20 protein-coding genes and 1 riboswitch are annotated in these 13,726 nt (G+C 70.7%); of the genes, 11 read left to right on the top strand and 9 right to left on the bottom strand.

Translation table 11 applies throughout. The features are described 5' to 3' along the window. Positions 1-94: 94 nt before the first annotated feature. Positions 95-340, bottom strand: coding sequence for a hypothetical protein (locus ACFHWT_RS18850; protein WP_416595975.1), 246 nt, complete (start codon positions 338-340; stop codon positions 95-97). Between the two features lie 80 nt (positions 341-420). Then, positions 421-1,575 carry an alkaline phosphatase PhoX gene (locus ACFHWT_RS18855; protein WP_416595976.1) on the bottom strand — a complete coding sequence of 385 codons (1,155 nt, stop codon included), beginning with the start codon at positions 1,573-1,575 and terminating at the stop codon, positions 421-423. 348 nt (positions 1,576-1,923) lie between these two features. On the opposite strand from ACFHWT_RS18855, the gene ACFHWT_RS18860 reads away from it, so the two are divergent. Continuing rightward, complete coding sequence (locus ACFHWT_RS18860) at positions 1,924-3,009, top strand: 3-deoxy-7-phosphoheptulonate synthase (RefSeq protein ID WP_416595977.1); 1,086 nt, start codon at positions 1,924-1,926, stop codon at positions 3,007-3,009. A gap of 92 nt (positions 3,010-3,101) precedes the next feature. On the opposite strand, the gene ACFHWT_RS18865 is transcribed toward ACFHWT_RS18860, so the two are convergent. Beyond that, on the bottom strand, positions 3,102-3,392 hold the full coding sequence (locus ACFHWT_RS18865; protein WP_123600346.1) for a GlsB/YeaQ/YmgE family stress response membrane protein: 291 nt from the start codon (positions 3,390-3,392) through the stop codon (positions 3,102-3,104). A 140-nt stretch (positions 3,393-3,532) separates the two neighbouring features. On the opposite strand from ACFHWT_RS18865, the gene ACFHWT_RS18870 reads away from it, so the two are divergent. Both ACFHWT_RS18870 and ACFHWT_RS18875 read left to right on the top strand, forming a co-directional pair. Next, on the top strand, positions 3,533-3,745 hold the full coding sequence (locus tag ACFHWT_RS18870; RefSeq protein ID WP_278167595.1) for a hypothetical protein: 213 nt from the start codon (positions 3,533-3,535) through the stop codon (positions 3,743-3,745). Positions 3,746-3,751: 6 nt separating this feature from the next. Beyond that, positions 3,752-3,955, top strand: a complete 204-nt coding sequence (locus tag ACFHWT_RS18875) for a hypothetical protein (RefSeq protein WP_416595978.1) — start codon at positions 3,752-3,754, stop codon at positions 3,953-3,955. Between the two features lie 27 nt (positions 3,956-3,982). Here ACFHWT_RS18875 and ACFHWT_RS18880 read toward each other — a convergent pair whose 3' ends face one another. Further along, a complete protein-coding gene (locus tag ACFHWT_RS18880; RefSeq protein ID WP_278167592.1) occupies positions 3,983-4,312 on the bottom strand; it encodes a hypothetical protein in 330 nt (109 codons plus the stop codon). 3 nt (positions 4,313-4,315) lie between these two features. Further along, complete coding sequence (locus tag ACFHWT_RS18885) at positions 4,316-4,516, bottom strand: DUF6158 family protein (protein WP_416596009.1); 201 nt, start codon at positions 4,514-4,516, stop codon at positions 4,316-4,318. 310 nt (positions 4,517-4,826) lie between these two features. On the opposite strand from ACFHWT_RS18885, the gene ACFHWT_RS18890 reads away from it, so the two are divergent. Together ACFHWT_RS18890 and ACFHWT_RS18895 are read left to right on the top strand one after the other, a co-directional pair. Next, positions 4,827-5,261 carry a hypothetical protein gene (locus ACFHWT_RS18890; RefSeq protein ID WP_416595979.1) on the top strand — a complete coding sequence of 145 codons (435 nt, stop codon included), beginning with the start codon at positions 4,827-4,829 and terminating at the stop codon, positions 5,259-5,261. A gap of 25 nt (positions 5,262-5,286) precedes the next feature. Then, entirely contained in the window at positions 5,287-5,616 is a 330-nt protein-coding gene (locus ACFHWT_RS18895; protein WP_278167589.1) for a DUF3817 domain-containing protein, read from the top strand. A 128-nt stretch (positions 5,617-5,744) separates the two neighbouring features. Here ACFHWT_RS18895 and ACFHWT_RS18900 read toward each other — a convergent pair whose 3' ends face one another. Then, positions 5,745-5,960, bottom strand: coding sequence for a DUF397 domain-containing protein (locus ACFHWT_RS18900; protein ID WP_416595980.1), 216 nt, complete (start codon positions 5,958-5,960; stop codon positions 5,745-5,747). A 267-nt stretch (positions 5,961-6,227) separates the two neighbouring features. Between ACFHWT_RS18900 and ACFHWT_RS18905 the strand changes: the two genes are divergently transcribed. Then, positions 6,228-7,109 carry a DUF5753 domain-containing protein gene (locus ACFHWT_RS18905; RefSeq protein ID WP_416595981.1) on the top strand — a complete coding sequence of 294 codons (882 nt, stop codon included), beginning with the start codon at positions 6,228-6,230 and terminating at the stop codon, positions 7,107-7,109. Between the two features lie 47 nt (positions 7,110-7,156). Here ACFHWT_RS18905 and ACFHWT_RS18910 read toward each other — a convergent pair whose 3' ends face one another. After that, entirely contained in the window at positions 7,157-7,693 is a 537-nt protein-coding gene (locus tag ACFHWT_RS18910; protein ID WP_416595982.1) for a DUF6232 family protein, read from the bottom strand. Between the two features lie 478 nt (positions 7,694-8,171). After that, positions 8,172-8,299, top strand: a riboswitch (cyclic di-AMP (ydaO/yuaA leader). Between the two features lie 10 nt (positions 8,300-8,309). Between ACFHWT_RS18910 and ACFHWT_RS18915 the strand changes: the two genes are divergently transcribed. Continuing rightward, entirely contained in the window at positions 8,310-9,269 is a 960-nt protein-coding gene (locus ACFHWT_RS18915; RefSeq protein WP_416595983.1) for an NlpC/P60 family protein, read from the top strand. Positions 9,270-9,400: 131 nt separating this feature from the next. Here the strand turns inward: ACFHWT_RS18915 and ACFHWT_RS18920 are convergent, their stop codons facing one another. Both ACFHWT_RS18920 and ACFHWT_RS18925 read right to left on the bottom strand, forming a co-directional pair. Then, the gene (locus ACFHWT_RS18920; RefSeq protein ID WP_416553775.1) at positions 9,401-10,393 is read right to left on the bottom strand and encodes a sigma-70 family RNA polymerase sigma factor; all 993 of its coding nucleotides are present in this window, start codon (positions 10,391-10,393) and stop codon (positions 9,401-9,403) included. Between the two features lie 441 nt (positions 10,394-10,834). Beyond that, complete coding sequence (locus tag ACFHWT_RS18925; protein ID WP_416595984.1) at positions 10,835-11,518, bottom strand: dTMP kinase; 684 nt, start codon at positions 11,516-11,518, stop codon at positions 10,835-10,837. Positions 11,519-11,804: 286 nt separating this feature from the next. On the opposite strand from ACFHWT_RS18925, the gene ACFHWT_RS18930 reads away from it, so the two are divergent. The 4 genes from ACFHWT_RS18930 (at position 11,805) to ACFHWT_RS18945 (ending at position 13,609) form a co-directional block, all read left to right on the top strand. Beyond that, positions 11,805-12,095, top strand: a complete 291-nt coding sequence (locus tag ACFHWT_RS18930) for a hypothetical protein (protein WP_416595985.1) — start codon at positions 11,805-11,807, stop codon at positions 12,093-12,095. Positions 12,096-12,124: 29 nt separating this feature from the next. Next, positions 12,125-12,814 (top strand): metallophosphoesterase family protein, encoded by a 690-nt coding sequence (locus ACFHWT_RS18935; protein WP_416596010.1) that lies wholly within the window; start codon positions 12,125-12,127, stop codon positions 12,812-12,814. 49 nt (positions 12,815-12,863) lie between these two features. Then, entirely contained in the window at positions 12,864-13,007 is a 144-nt protein-coding gene (locus ACFHWT_RS18940; protein WP_199757467.1) for a GPGG-motif small membrane protein, read from the top strand. A 143-nt stretch (positions 13,008-13,150) separates the two neighbouring features. Next, positions 13,151-13,609 carry a TspO/MBR family protein gene (locus ACFHWT_RS18945; protein ID WP_416595986.1) on the top strand — a complete coding sequence of 153 codons (459 nt, stop codon included), beginning with the start codon at positions 13,151-13,153 and terminating at the stop codon, positions 13,607-13,609. The last annotated feature ends 117 nt before the right edge of the window (positions 13,610-13,726 follow it).

Raw genomic sequence — 13,726 nt, forward strand, 5'->3', positions numbered from 1 at the left:
GTTATCCGATCGGGGCCCCGGCCGGCCGCACCGGGCCGGCCGGGTGCCGTCGGGCGCCGCCCGGCGCTTTCGGAATCAGCCGGTGCCGTCGGGGTCAGCCGGGCGGCTCGCTGCCGGGCTGCGGACGCGGCTGCTCGCGCCGCTCGGAGTCGCCCAGGATGGCGGCGGCCTGACGCACCGGGTCGTCGCTACCGGCCGCCTCCTCCTCCGGCAGCAGGTGGCCGGCGCGCGATTCGATCCGCTCCGCCTCGGCTTCGACGTCGGCGGCGGCCTGGCCGGTGGTGGCGGCGCCCGGTGGTGGTAGGCCGGTGAACGGATCGTCGTCGGTGTCAGTGTTCATGGGCGGAGGGTTTACCCGGGCGGCGACCGAGTCATGCATGTCGTTCCCGCGCAGGTCAGGAGCGGAACAGGCCGGGCAGATCAGGAGCGGAACGGGCCGCGTACCTCGTAGGTGATGCCGCCAGAGGACGCACCCGAGGTGCCGCGCTGCGACGAGAAGTACAGCCGGCCACCGTCCGGGGAGAACGCCGGACCGCAGATCTCCGACGACGACTGGCCGCTGATCCGCAGGAACGGCGCGATCCGCTCGTCCGGGGTGATCAGGCAGATCTCCATGTTGCCGCCGTCCTCGGCGACGTACAGGTCGCCGCCCGGCGTACCGACGATGTTGTCGACGCCGGTCAGCGGCGGGGTGCCGGAGACCAGCGAGTCGTCGTAGGCCAGATCGATCCGCTGGGCGACCGCGTCGTACGCCCAGACCCGGTTGTCGCCCTTGGTGGTGAACCAGCAGACGCCGTCGGCGTAGTGGCATCCTTCGCCGCCGTCGAACCGTTTCGCGCCGGAGACCTGGAAGCGGGTGGGGATCGGACCGCCGTCCGGGTCCGGCACCCGGGCCCAGTTGACCGGACCGCTGGTGCCGCTGCCGGCGACCAGCACCTCCAGGGTGCCGGCGGACAGGTCGCCCCAGGTGTCCGGCCGGAACCGGTAGAAGCAGCCGTTGCTCTCGTCCTCGGTCAGGTAGATCACGCCGCGGACCGGGTCGGCGGCGGCGGCCTCGTGACAGAACCGGCCCATCGCCGGGCGCCGGACCGCGCCGGTGCCGCCGAGCGGGTACGTCTCGTAGACGTACCCGCGGGCCACCTCCTCGCAGGAGAGCCAGGTGCCCCAGGGCATGGCGCCACCGGCGCAGTTGCGGTTGGTGTTCGCCAGGATTCGGTACGCCGAGACGACGTCGCCGCTGGCGTCGAACCGGATCGCCGAGGCGCCGCCGGTGCGGGAGATCTCCGAGTTGGAGACGTACACCCAGCCGGTGCCGGCGGCGAAGCAGGCACCGCCGTCCGGCGCGTCGTGCCAGACGTACGAGGTGTCGCCGACCCGCTGCCGGGACCGGGCCACGACCCGGCTGGTGAAGCCGGCGGGTAGCGCGATGCCGTTGGCGTCGGGGTTGCCGAGTGGCCCGTACGGGCTGGCGCCGGGTTGCGCCGGTGCGGCGAAGGCGCCGGTCCACAGACTGCCGGAGAAGGCGGCGGCACCAGCGCCGACCACCGTGGCACGCAGTACGCTACGACGATCCATCTCAACCTCCATCGATGCTTGTGGCAATCGATGAAGCTAGATGACGCTGATGGCCACGGATGTCGACCGGGGTTAACGGGTGGCGAGGACCGGCCGAAGTCCGGTGGTGGCACCCGGCAGGGGTGGCGCTCAGCGGCCGATCCGGTACAGTGAGCGTCGTGACGCGCACGTATCGATGGTTTAGGCAGCCGGCCCTGGTGCCGGTGGCTCAGCCTTGACCTGACGTCACCCCACCAGAGCCGGCCAAGGGCAGCGGGCATCGACCCCTGCCCTTTCGTATGCCAACGAGCAGCCGGCTCGGCTGGGGGCGCCGGCTCCCCAGGGAGGCTGGCGGAAGGAACACACCACATGAGCACCTCCATCGGCCGCGTCGCCGATCAGCGCATCGACCGGGTCGTGCCGCTCACCACCCCGGCCCTGCTGCACCACGAGCTGCCCCTCGACGACCAGCTCAGCGCGCGGGTGCTGGACGGCCGACGAGCCGTCGCCGGCGTGCTCGACGGACAGGACGACCGGCTGCTGGTCGTGGTCGGCCCGTGTTCGGTGCACGACCCGGCCGCCGCCCTGGAGTACGCGCAGCTGCTCGCCGCCGCCGCGCAACGGCACGCCGAGGACCTGTTGATCGTGATGCGGGTGTACTTCGAGAAGCCGCGGTCCACGGTCGGCTGGAAGGGTCTGATCAACGACCCGGGACTGGACGGATCCGGGGACGTCAACTCCGGGCTGCGGATCGCCCGCTCGCTGCTGCTCGAGGTGCTGCGGGCCGGGCTGCCGGTGGGCTGCGAGTTCCTCGACCCGATCACCCCGCAGTACATCGCCGACGCGGTGGCCTGGGGAGCGATCGGCGCCCGCACCGTGGAGAGCCAGGTGCACCGGCAGCTGTCCTCCGGGCTGTCCATGCCGATCGGCATGAAGAACCGCCCGGACGGCAGCGTCGCCACTGCGGTGGACGCCATCCGGGCCGCCGCAGTGCCGCACGTCTTCCCCGGCATCGACATGTCCGGGACGCCGGCGATCCTGCACACCCGGGGCAACGCCGACTGCCACCTGGTGTTGCGCGGCGGTGCCGGTGAGCCCAACTACGACGCCGCGTCGGTGGCCGCCGCACTGGACCTGCTGCGGGCCGCCGGACTGCCGCAGCGGCTGGTCATCGACGCCAGCCACGGCAACAGCGGCAAGGACCACCGCCGGCAGCCGCTGGTCGTCGAGGACGTCGCCGGGCAGCTCGGCGCCGGGCAACGGGGCATCGTCGGGGTGATGCTGGAGTCGTTCCTGGTGGCCGGCCGGCAGGATCTCGACCCGACCAGGGAACTGGTGCACGGACAGTCGATCACCGACGCCTGCCTGGGTTGGGACCAGACCGCCCAGGTGCTGGGGCGGCTGGCGACGGCGGTCGGCGACCGCCGGGCGGTGCTGGCCGCCGCGCAGCGGTAGCCTGCGGCGCTCTGCGATGACCAGGCCGGGGCCGGCACGACGGCCGGCCCCGGGCGAGTCAGCGGGTGGCTCGGGCACCCAAGGGGCGTCCGTCAGCGGGTAGCGCGACCTGGGGCATCGGTCGGCCGGTGGCCGGCCACCCGCGCGGCGATCCAGACGAAGAACACCGCCAGCGCGACCTGGATCGCGTGTCGCAGCCAGTCGATCCCGGCGGTCTCGCCGATGCCCAACCAGGCGGCGATCACCCCACCGAGCAGGGCAGCGGCGATTCCGACGCCGATGGTCAGCCAGACTGAGATGTTCTGCCGCCCGGGTAGCAGCAGACGTCCCAGAGCGCCGATGATCGCGCCAGCGACGAGCGCCCACAAAATGGTGCCGATCATGAGTCCACCTCCTGGCCCGAGCGTAGGTGCCCGGATCGGACCGGGAGGGCGGAACGCCGACGGTCGGCAGGATGAAACCGGCGGTCCGGTCGGTACGTGGAGCGTCGTTTGCCGTGTCGCGTGCGGGGTAGCAGGCGGAGGTGACCGATGAGACGTCCCGTGCCGAGCTGTACGCACTGCTCGACGACATCTACCTCGGCAAGGAGCGGGTGAGCCGGGCCGAGATCGCCCGCCGGGCGGTCGCCGCCGAGCTGCCCGCTCACCTGCTGACCAGGATCAACGCCCTGCCGGAAGGCGAATACGCCCAGGATGAGGCGGAAGAGGTCCTGCATTCCTCCACGGAAGGTGCCTGATCACCGATGGACGAGCACCAGAACCGGCCGGCCGCCGCACTCGGCCAGACCCCGGACGGCCAGCCACCCGGGGACGACCCGGACTTCGCCGGCGAGCACGACGACACGGCTGTCTCCCACGACATCATCGAAGGGACCGACCGGGACCGGGAGCCGGAGACGCCCCGCGGCTGGTCCGGGATGGAGAAGCCCGGGTTCACCGCCGACTGACGAGCAACCGGCGTTACGGACTGACGGTCAACCGGCGTTGAGGTTGTCGGTGACCGCCCGGACCAGGCTGGTCAGCGTCTCGTCGGCGAGCCGAGTCAGTTGCTCGTGCGGCAGGTCGGAGTCCAGCTCCAGGCGGAGCATTGCACCGCCCGCCTGCACCGGGTACACCTGCACGACAGCCGTCCACGGGCCGCCCGCCGTCGACCACCGGGCCTGCAGGTGGTCGCCGTGGGCTGGTTCCGCCGGCACCTGGCGCAGCGGCCCCGGCAACCAGGCGGCCCTGCGGTCGGGGTCGGTCGCGGTGCCGAACGCCACCTCAGGTGGCGCGGAGACACCGCGTTCGGCGTACGCGGGCACGACTCACTCCCCGTGCCGCAACCGGGCGGCATCGACCTCCCGGCCCGGGTGCCGGGTGAGGTACTCGGTCTCCAGGTCGGCGGTACGGTGCAGATGGTTGGCCAGCGCCGCGTCGGTGCCGTGCCGCAGCGTGTCCAGCCGGGTCCGGTGCAGGCTGCCGATCTCGCGGAGCAGTTCGTCGTCGGCCAGCTCGACCGGGTCGATTCCGGTTTCGTCGACCGTGTCGACCCAGGTCTCGGCGCCCGGTTCGGGCGGGGCCGACCAGGTTCGGGTGGCACCGCCGGGCGAGTGGTCCGGGCGGGGCTCGAAGGGCCGACCGGCCGCCGCCGGGGAGTAGCTGCCGTACCGCGCTGAATCCGTCATCTCCGGCCTCCGGGGAGTCGACGAGGCATTACCGTCGTAGGGTTCCCCGGCCGGTCGGCGGCAAACACCGGGCGCCGGCTTCCGGGCGGCCACGCAGCTGACTACGACGGCTCGTCGGAGAAGCCGACGGCCGGCCGGTACGCTTCCCTGCATGCGGCAGCTGTGGACCCCGGTGTGGATCCTGCGGCACCTGGCGGCGGTGGCGCTGGTGGTGGGCTTCCTCGCGCTCGGCTGGTGGCAGATCAGCCGAGCTGCCGCCGGCAACACGCTGAGCTGGGCGTACGCGGTGGAATGGCCGGTTTTCGCGGCGTTCGTGGTGTTCATCTGGGTCCGCGAGATGCGGCAGGCCCGTCGGGCGGTACCCGGCCCGGACAGCGGGGCACCGGACAACGGCACGCCGAGGAACGACACACCGGAGAACGCGCCGTCGCGGGAGGAGGCGTTCGGCCGGCCGGTACGGGTTCGGTCTGCCCCTGGCGTGACCGCCGCTCCTGGCTCAGACGACCCGGAGTTGGCCGCCTACAACGACTACCTGGCCTGGCTGAACGCGAACCCGCACGCCAGGGCCGGCGACTACCCGGGCTGACCGGAAGAGAGAAGGACGGACGACAGTGTCAGGCGCACTCACCCGGTACCGACTGATCGCGTACGTGGTCGGCGTGGTGCTGATCCTGCTGATGGTGATCGGCATGCCGTTGAAGTACCTGTTCGACCAGGCCATCGTGGTCGAAACGGTCGGGCCGGCGCACGGGTTCCTCTACATGGTCTATCTGGTCGCCGCGTTCGACCTGGCCCGGCGGGCCAACTGGTCGCTCGGCCGGATTCTGGCGATCATGCTGGCCGGGACGGTGCCGTTCGTGTCGTTCTACGCCGAGCGGGTGGTCAGCCGCTGGGCGAGCGAGCAGCCGCGTACCGAGCCGGACAAGGTGTTCACCGGCTGACACCGGACGGGCGGTGACCGGCTGAGGGCGCCCCGCCGGGCCGGCACCGTTGTCGGGCCGACCCGGCCGGGGCGTATGGCCGACGTTGTCGGCGGCCGTACGGAACCGAACCTCGTGCGGGCGTCGGATCACCCCATGGTGTGGCCGCCGGAGCTGGTCCGCACACCGGACAGCCCGGCGACGAATGCCGACCAGGCGGCTGCCGAGAATTCCAGGTGCACTCCGGGATCGGTGGAGTTGCGCACCCCGACCGCCGGGCCGATCTCGGCTACCTCGACGCAGGTCGTCGCCTCGCAGCGGCGGCTCTTACGCCACGCCGGACCGGCAGTGCTGATCACAGTCACCCAGACTCCTTAATAAGGATAAATTGGTAAATTTGCCATCAGAGCACGCAGGCAATCGGGCGGACTGTACCAGTTCTCGATCTTGCCAACGCGACTGGGCGACACCGGGAGAACCGGCGACCCCCCGTCCGGACCACGCGGAGGGGCCAGCCGTCCCACGCGGAGCGGCCGGCCGTCCTTAGCGGACCTGACGGCGGCGGTGTAGCCTGCAACAGGGTGGCAACCAGCCAGGTGGCACTCTGCTAGGCACTCCCCCGGAGCGATCCCATGCCTGCCCGACACCAGGGCCCGACCATCGGGCGTCGCCGGCTGCGTGCGGCGCTACGCCGGGCACGCGAGGCCGCCGCGCTGACCCAGGACTACGTCGCCGCTCAGATGGACTGGTCGCTGTCGAAACTGATCCGGATCGAGTCGGGGTCGGTCAGCATCTCGACCAACGACGTCAAGGCCCTGCTGGACCTGTACGGCGTACGCGACCAGCAGCAGGTGCAGGAGCTCGTCGAATTGGCCCGGGCGGCACGACGGCGCGCCTGGTGGAGCGGCTACAAGGACCGGGTGCCGGCCGCCTACGCGGCCTACATCGGCCTGGAGGCGGAGGCGTCGGCACTGCGGTACTTCCAGCCGATCAGCTTCCCCGGCCTGCTGCAGACCGAGGAGTACGCCCGCGCGGTGATCCCGGCCGACGGCCCGCACCACGTACCGGCGGCCGAGATCGAAGGACGGGTGCAGATCCGGCTGGCCCGTCAGCACGAGGTGCTCCTCGGCGCAAACCCGCCGCAGATCGAGGTGATCATCGACGAGGCGGCGCTGCGCCGGATGACCGGCGGCCCGCGGGTGCTGCGCGAGCAGCTCCTGCACGTGGCGAAGATGTCCGCGGCACCTCATGTCACGGTCCGGGTGCTGCCGTTCGCCGCCGGGAGCAACACGGTGCTCGGGCCGTTCGTCATCCTGCACTTCGCCGACCAGGCCGACGCCGACGTGGTGTACGTGGAGAGTGCTCTGGTCGAGGAGGTCATCGACCGGGCCGACGAGGTCCGGCCGTACCAGCATGTCTTCGACCGGCTACGGGCGGAATCCCTGTCGCCGGCCGACTCGGTGGCGATGCTGCACGACCTCGCCCGTCGGCTCGACGGGCCGGACGCGGGCTGATCGACGTCGACCAGCCCGCCGACGACCACGGCGGCCGCCGGGCCCGCTCACCGCTGGTCGGGCACCCACGGTTCGATGGTTACCGGCTCGGACAGACCGGCCAGCCGGGACATCTCCCGGGCCCGCATCAACGCCCGGCTCACCTGGCCGTACTGGCGTTCGTCGTCGGTGCTGAACAGCAGCACCAGCAGTCCCTGGTGACGGCCCCAGAGTTCGTACGCCCGCGGCCGCAACCGGTCACCGAGCCAGGCGACCGACACCGGCACGAACGCGGCCGCCAGCATGGCGAGGTAGGCACCCGCGCTGACCTCGTCCAGCCCTCGGGTGTAGCCGACGGTCACCGCGACCGCCGCCAGGGTCACGGCGGTCACCGCGATCACCCGGCCGGTGAGCCGGTCACGGGCGCCTCGTGCGGTCCGGAGTTCGGTGAGATCGCGGACGGCGAACCGCCGGCCGGCCACGACGAACCATTCACCGGTCACGCAGATGCCGGGCTGCCGGTAGAAGGTCCGTCCGACACTGGAGCCGGACGGGGCGGGCACCGGGGAACCGCGTCGGGGTGGGGTCTGGCGAGTAGCACGCATAGCTGCCTCCGAAGGGCTCGTGCGGCGCTGACCTTGCGGGTCCATTGTGCAAACAGCAAGCTACTCGATGGAAGGTAGTCATTCTGCCACCTAGCAGAATGACGTACGGCAGGCCGCGTCCTGGATGGCGAATCGGAGCTTTCGTCCCTATTTATCCAGATAGCTTAGTCACGACAACCGCGCAGACCGACTAATGACGCATTATTCGCAATTGATGAGCCGCTGTCGAATGACGACGCGTCGCAGTCAACCGATCACACCAAGGCAAGGAAAATGTTGCCCAGAGCAGCCAACCGTCACATCCAGTAACTGTCAACGGATCTCGACTAGTTCCATGCCACGGATCACGATCGCAGCGCTTTCCGGGTCGCAATCCTTGCGGCTAAGTTGGACCGGCTGGTCCGGTCGCCAGTCGCCGGGAAGCGGTGACGCCGGTCCAGTGCCGCCGAATCGCCGTCCCGAGATTACCTGGCGTTACAACCAGTGATCCCATGGTCGCGATCCGGGGACCCACCGGCAACTGGGGTGAATCCGCGGTCCACCGCGGTAGGGCGAACTTCCCGCCCGAATCCGTCAGCTAACCCGGTAGGCGGCGAGGAAGAAGGGTTCTGCGTTCTTGTCAACAGCGCGGATTCTGCTGCGCACCCTGATGCTGGCCGGCGTGAGCCTCGGCCTGGTGGTACCGGCGACCGCCGCGACCGCCCAGCCGACGGTCAGCGAACTCACGCAGCAGATCGACGAGGAATCCGAAGAGCTGGCCAAGGTCGTCGAGTCGTACAACCGGCTCAGGGAGGAGGCCAAGGCCACCCGGGCGGCGGCCGAGGAGATCGACGCCAAGCTCGGCCCGTTGCAGGCCGAACTCGCGGCAGCGCAGACCGAGGTCGGTCAGATCGCGGTCAGCGCGTACAAGACCGGCGGGTTGAGCACCGCGAGTGCCCTGCTGGACGGCACCTCCGGCAGCTTCATCCACCGGCTCGGCACCCTGGACCACCTGGCCCGGGACCGGCAGCAGCGACTGAGCGAATTCACCAGCACCCAACTGACCTATTTGGCCGAGCAGGAGAAGCTGCAGGCGGCCCTGAAGAAGCAGGACGCCCAGGTCAAGGAGCTCGCCGACCGCAAGAAGAGCATCGAAGCGGACATCGACGAGCTGATGGACAAGCGGGAACGGGCCTACGGTGCCGCGAGCGAGACCGGCTCGTCGTACACCGGGACCATCCCGTCGGTGTCCGGTGCCGCCGGCTCGGTCGTCGAGTTCGCGTACGGAGCCATCGGCAAGCCGTACGTCTGGGCCGCCAGCGGCCCGAACGGCTACGACTGTTCGGGCCTGGTGCTCGCCGCGTGGCGTACCGCCGGCAAGAGCCTGCCGCACAACGCGGCGATGCAGTGGGACGTGGTCGCAAAAATCAACCGTGGCGCGCTGCAGCCCGGTGACCTGGTGTTCTACAACGGTCTTGCCCACGTCGGCCTGTACGTGGGCGGCGGCCAGGTGATCCACGCACCCACCTTCGGCCGCACCGTCGAGCTGGCCAGCGTGGACATGATGCCGCCGTACGGCTACGGCCGGGTCCGCTGACCCGGTAGGTCGCCAGACACTGACGACGGCCCGGCATCCGCGGATGCCGGGCCGTCGTCAGTTCGTCAGTCAGGTTCGTCGGCGGGTTGTGTTCAGGTTCGCGGCGGATCAGGTCGCCAGCAGCCGGTTCGTCAGGCCGCCTGCAGCCCTTCCGCCCGGGCCAGCTCCCGCAGCCGGCCCAGCGCCTGGATCTCCAACTGACGGATGCGCTCGCGGGACAGCGAGAAGCGCGACGCGACCTCGGTCAGCGAGTGCTCCCGCCCGTCCTCCAGGCCGTACCGGGCCCGCATGATGCCGGCGGACCGGTCGTCCAGGTGGTTGAGCAGGCCCTCGATCCGCTGCCGCTCCAACCCGGTGAGCACGATGTCCTCCGGCGACGGTGCGTCGCTGTCAGCCACCAGGTCACCCAGGTTGGTGTCGCCGTCGTCGCCGACCGGGGTGTCCAGCGACACCGTGTCCTGCGACCACCGCACCAGCTCGTGCACCCGCTCGACCGGCACGCCGAGCGAGGCGGCGATCTGCTCCGGCTCGGGGTCCGAACCGAGCTCGCGGGTCAACTGGCGGGCCACGTTGCGCATCCGGTTGACGTCCTCGACCAGGTGCACCGGAAGCCGTACGGTCCGCTCCTGCTGGGCGATCGCCCGGCTGATGGCCTGCCGGATCCACCAGGTCGCGTAGGTGGAAAACTTGAAACCACGCTCGTAGTCGAACTTCTCCACCGCGCGGACCAGACCGGTGTTGCCCTCCTGGATCAGGTCCAGCATCGGCATCCCGGACCGGACGTAGCGGCGGGCGATCGACACCACCAGACGCAGGTTGGCCCGGATGAACAGGTCCTTGGCCCGCTCACCCTCGACGACCAGCCGCTCCAGCTCCTCGCGGCTCACCCCGGCCCGCGGCACACCCTGCTCCAGCAGGTGCTCCGCGTACAGACCGGCCTCGATCGCCTTGGAGAGGTCGACTTCCCGGGCCGCGTCGAGCAGCGGCGTGCGGGAGATCTCATGCAGGTAGACGCCAACGAGGTCCCGCTCCTCGGCTACCTCGTCGGTCCGCAAAGCCATCGTCTTCTCCACGTTGCTCACGGTCCCCTCGTTAACCCCACGTCGTGCCCTGTCACCTGCGATGCGCATCTCCATCAGCCTCTCCCCCGTCACGTCCGCCTCCGATCCGGCGAACCTGATGTGGCAGGCCCCGCCGTATGGCGCCGACACCTGCACAACAGATGAGACGCGTCAGGGATTCCGTCTCGTGAGTCGAAGCTGACACGATTGCCTGAATAATTGCTGTGAACAGGATTGACGTTTCCTGCCAGGCTCCTCGATCGCCGCGCTGCGTCGGGCCGGCCGACTGCCCGATTCACTGAGGTCGGCGGGGTGTGGCAGGCTCCCAGCACACCACGACACCGGGCAGGGCGCAGCGATTCCCGTCACTACCCCTCCTGCGATCCTCGTCACTGCCCGCCGGTTGGTTGGTCCAGGCCAACGCCGGTTGGTTGGTCCTGGCCAGGAGTACGGCCCGAGCGGGGTGCACGGTTCAGCACCTCCCGACAGACACCGGCCACCGGGTCACGACGCACGCGAATCGTCCGGATCCGGCCGCCACGAGGCGCCGGCCGGACGGCCGTCGTCCGGCCGCCAGTCGGTCAGCCGCTGCCGGATCACCGCGGCGACCTGGGCGGCCGTGCCCCGGGCGTCGATCACCACGAACCCGGCGGCCTCCGGCAGCGACCCGTATGCGGCCGCGCTGGTCGCCAGGAACTCCAGCGACTCGTGGTCGGTGCCCCGGGCGTCGATCCGCCGGGCCGCTTCGGCGGGCGGCAGCCAGAGCAGGAACGTCACGTCCGGTCGGGGAAACACCCGGTAGGCCAGCCGGGCGAGCCGCTCCCAACGGCCTGCGCCGTGGGTGCGGATGCTGGCGTACTGGCAGACCGCGTACCGGTCCATCACCGCGATCGCCCGGCGTGAGCCGAGCACCGACCGGGCGATCGCGAGCCAGCGCAGCAACGCCTCGAGAAACATCAGCCCGCCACGGCCGACCATCCGCCGGGCGTCCGGGCGGCCGAGTCGGACCGCGAACCGGTCGAGCCAGCGTCGGCCGCCGGCGTTGCGCCAGTACCGGGCGGGCCGGCCGGCAGCGGTCAGCGCCTCGGCCAGCAGGTGCGCCTGAGTGGTCTTGCCGACCCCGTCGATGCCCACCAACGCGATCCGTCGCAGCCCGGCCGGCGGCGACCAGGCCGGATCGGCGTCCACTGTGCTCCCTGCGGTGTCCGGTGGCGGGCATGGCGGCACGGCTGACGACGTGGACCGTACAGGCGACGGCCGGCGCGGCGCGGGCCGGGACGGCGACGGCGACGGCGACGGCGACGGCGGTGATGGTGGCGCATGGGTCACTGTGACGAGCACCTTCCCAACGGTAGCGAGCACGCGCACGTCGTCGCCCCGCTCGCCCCCTGTCACGCGCCGTGTCGCACGCACGAACCGGCCGGGAACGGGTATGCCGCCGATGGGCACCGGACGACAGCCAGGAGGTGGGGCAATGACCCGGACATCGGGGCAGTCGACGCGCCAGACCGGGCCGGACCGGCTCGACGGCTACACCGAGGCGGCGGTGCAGCGGCTACTCAGCGAGCACGCTGACGTCGCCGAGCAGGGCGTGGACGTCTCCCGCCGGGACCACGGCCTGGTGTTGTGCGGCGAGGTGGAGAGCGCCTTCCGGCGGGCGGAGATCGTCCGGCTGGTGGCCGAGCGCTTCCCCGGCGTACGCCTGATCGTCGACATCGTCGTCAGCCGGACCAGCGCGCCGACCGAGGCGGAGGAGTTGTCGTGATCCGCGTCGCAGCCGTCGGAGACGTGCACATGGACAGCGACGTGCTGGGCCGGTTCCGGCCGGCGTTGGCGCAGCTCGACGACCGTGCCGACGTCCTGCTGCTGGCCGGCGACCTGACCCGGCACGGCACGGAGTCGGAGGCGCGGTGCGTGGCCGAAGAGTTCGGTGGTCTGCCGGTCCCGGTGGTGGCGGTGCTCGGCAACCACGACCACCACTGTGACCAGGTGCCGCAGCTGGTCGGGATCCTCCGGGACGCGGGGGTCACAGTGCTTGACGGCGACGGCGTGGTGCTGGACTGCCCCGGCGGGCGGCTCGGGGTGGCCGGGGTCAAGGGGTTCGGCGGCGGATTCGCCGGGCGGTGCGCCAGCCGATTCGGCGAGCCGGAGATGAAAGCGTTCGTCGCCACCACGGCGGACGCCGCCGATCGGCTACGAGCGGCGCTGATCGGTCTGGACTGCGAGATACGGGTGGCGCTGACCCACTATTCGCCGGTGCCGGAGACGCTCACCGGCGAGCCGCCCGAAATCTACCCGTTCCTCGGCTCCTACCTGCTGGCCGAGGCGATCGACGCGGCACCAACCGACCTCGCGGTGCACGGTCACGCCCACTTCGGCAGTGAACGGGGCACCACGCCCGGTGGGGTACGGGTCCGCAACGTCGCCCATCCGGTGATCAAACAGGCGTACAGCGTCTATTCGCTCGCCGGGTCGGTGGCTTGACCAGACCGGTGAAGGTTTCCGTCGCCGGGCGCAAGGGTACCCAGCGACCATGGAGCTACTTCTCTGGATTCTCGCAGTCGTCCTGGTCGTCGCCGGCGTTCTCGCGCTGTTCCGCCGGCAACTGCTCTGGGGCATCGTGCTGATCGTCGTCGGGCTGCTCGTCGGTCCCGGTGGCGTGAGCCTGTTCGCTTGACGGTGCCGGGCGTACCCCCCGTACCGCTTCGATCTGACCACATCGACCCCGAGCCTGCCGGGGCCGCCGAACCCGGCCCGGTCCTCCCCACCGCGGACCGGCGCCGGCGGCCCCGGCCTGGCCTGCTGTTTCCTGGAGTCGCCATGCGCTCGTGGTGGGGTTTCCCGGTGTTCCTCGGCCTGGTGGCGGCCGCTGCGGCGGTCGGGGCGTTCGCCGCCCGCGAGGCCGGTTCCCGGTACGCCGAACTGGTCCAGCCGTCCTGGGCACCGCCGTCCTGGCTGTTCAGCCCGGTTTGGACCATCCTGTACGTGCTGATCGCCGTCGCCGGGTTCGCCGTCTGGCGGCGGACCGGTGTCGGCCTGGCGATCGCCAGTTGGCTCGCCCAACTGGTGCTCAACGCCGCCTGGACACCGCTGTTCTTCGCCGCCGGCCGGTACGGTCTGGCGTTCGCTGAGATCGTGCTCCTCTGGCTGCTCGTCGGCGCCACCGTGGTGCTGTTCTGGCGGGTGTGGCGACCGGCTGCCCTGCTGATGGCCCCGTACTGGGGCTGGGTCACCTTTGCCGCCGCGCTGAACCTGTCCATCTGGCAGCTCAACAGCTGAGTAGCGGGTCAAGGTTTCCGAATCGTTACTGGCTCGTAGCTGGCCAGGACTGGACGAGCTTCCATTGCAAGCGCTTACATGTGAAGACGCCCAGACAAGCAACCGACCGGCGCAGCC

Source organism: Micromonospora sp. LOL_021, from assembly GCF_048060215.1.
Classification (GTDB): domain Bacteria; phylum Actinomycetota; class Actinomycetes; order Mycobacteriales; family Micromonosporaceae; genus Micromonospora_E.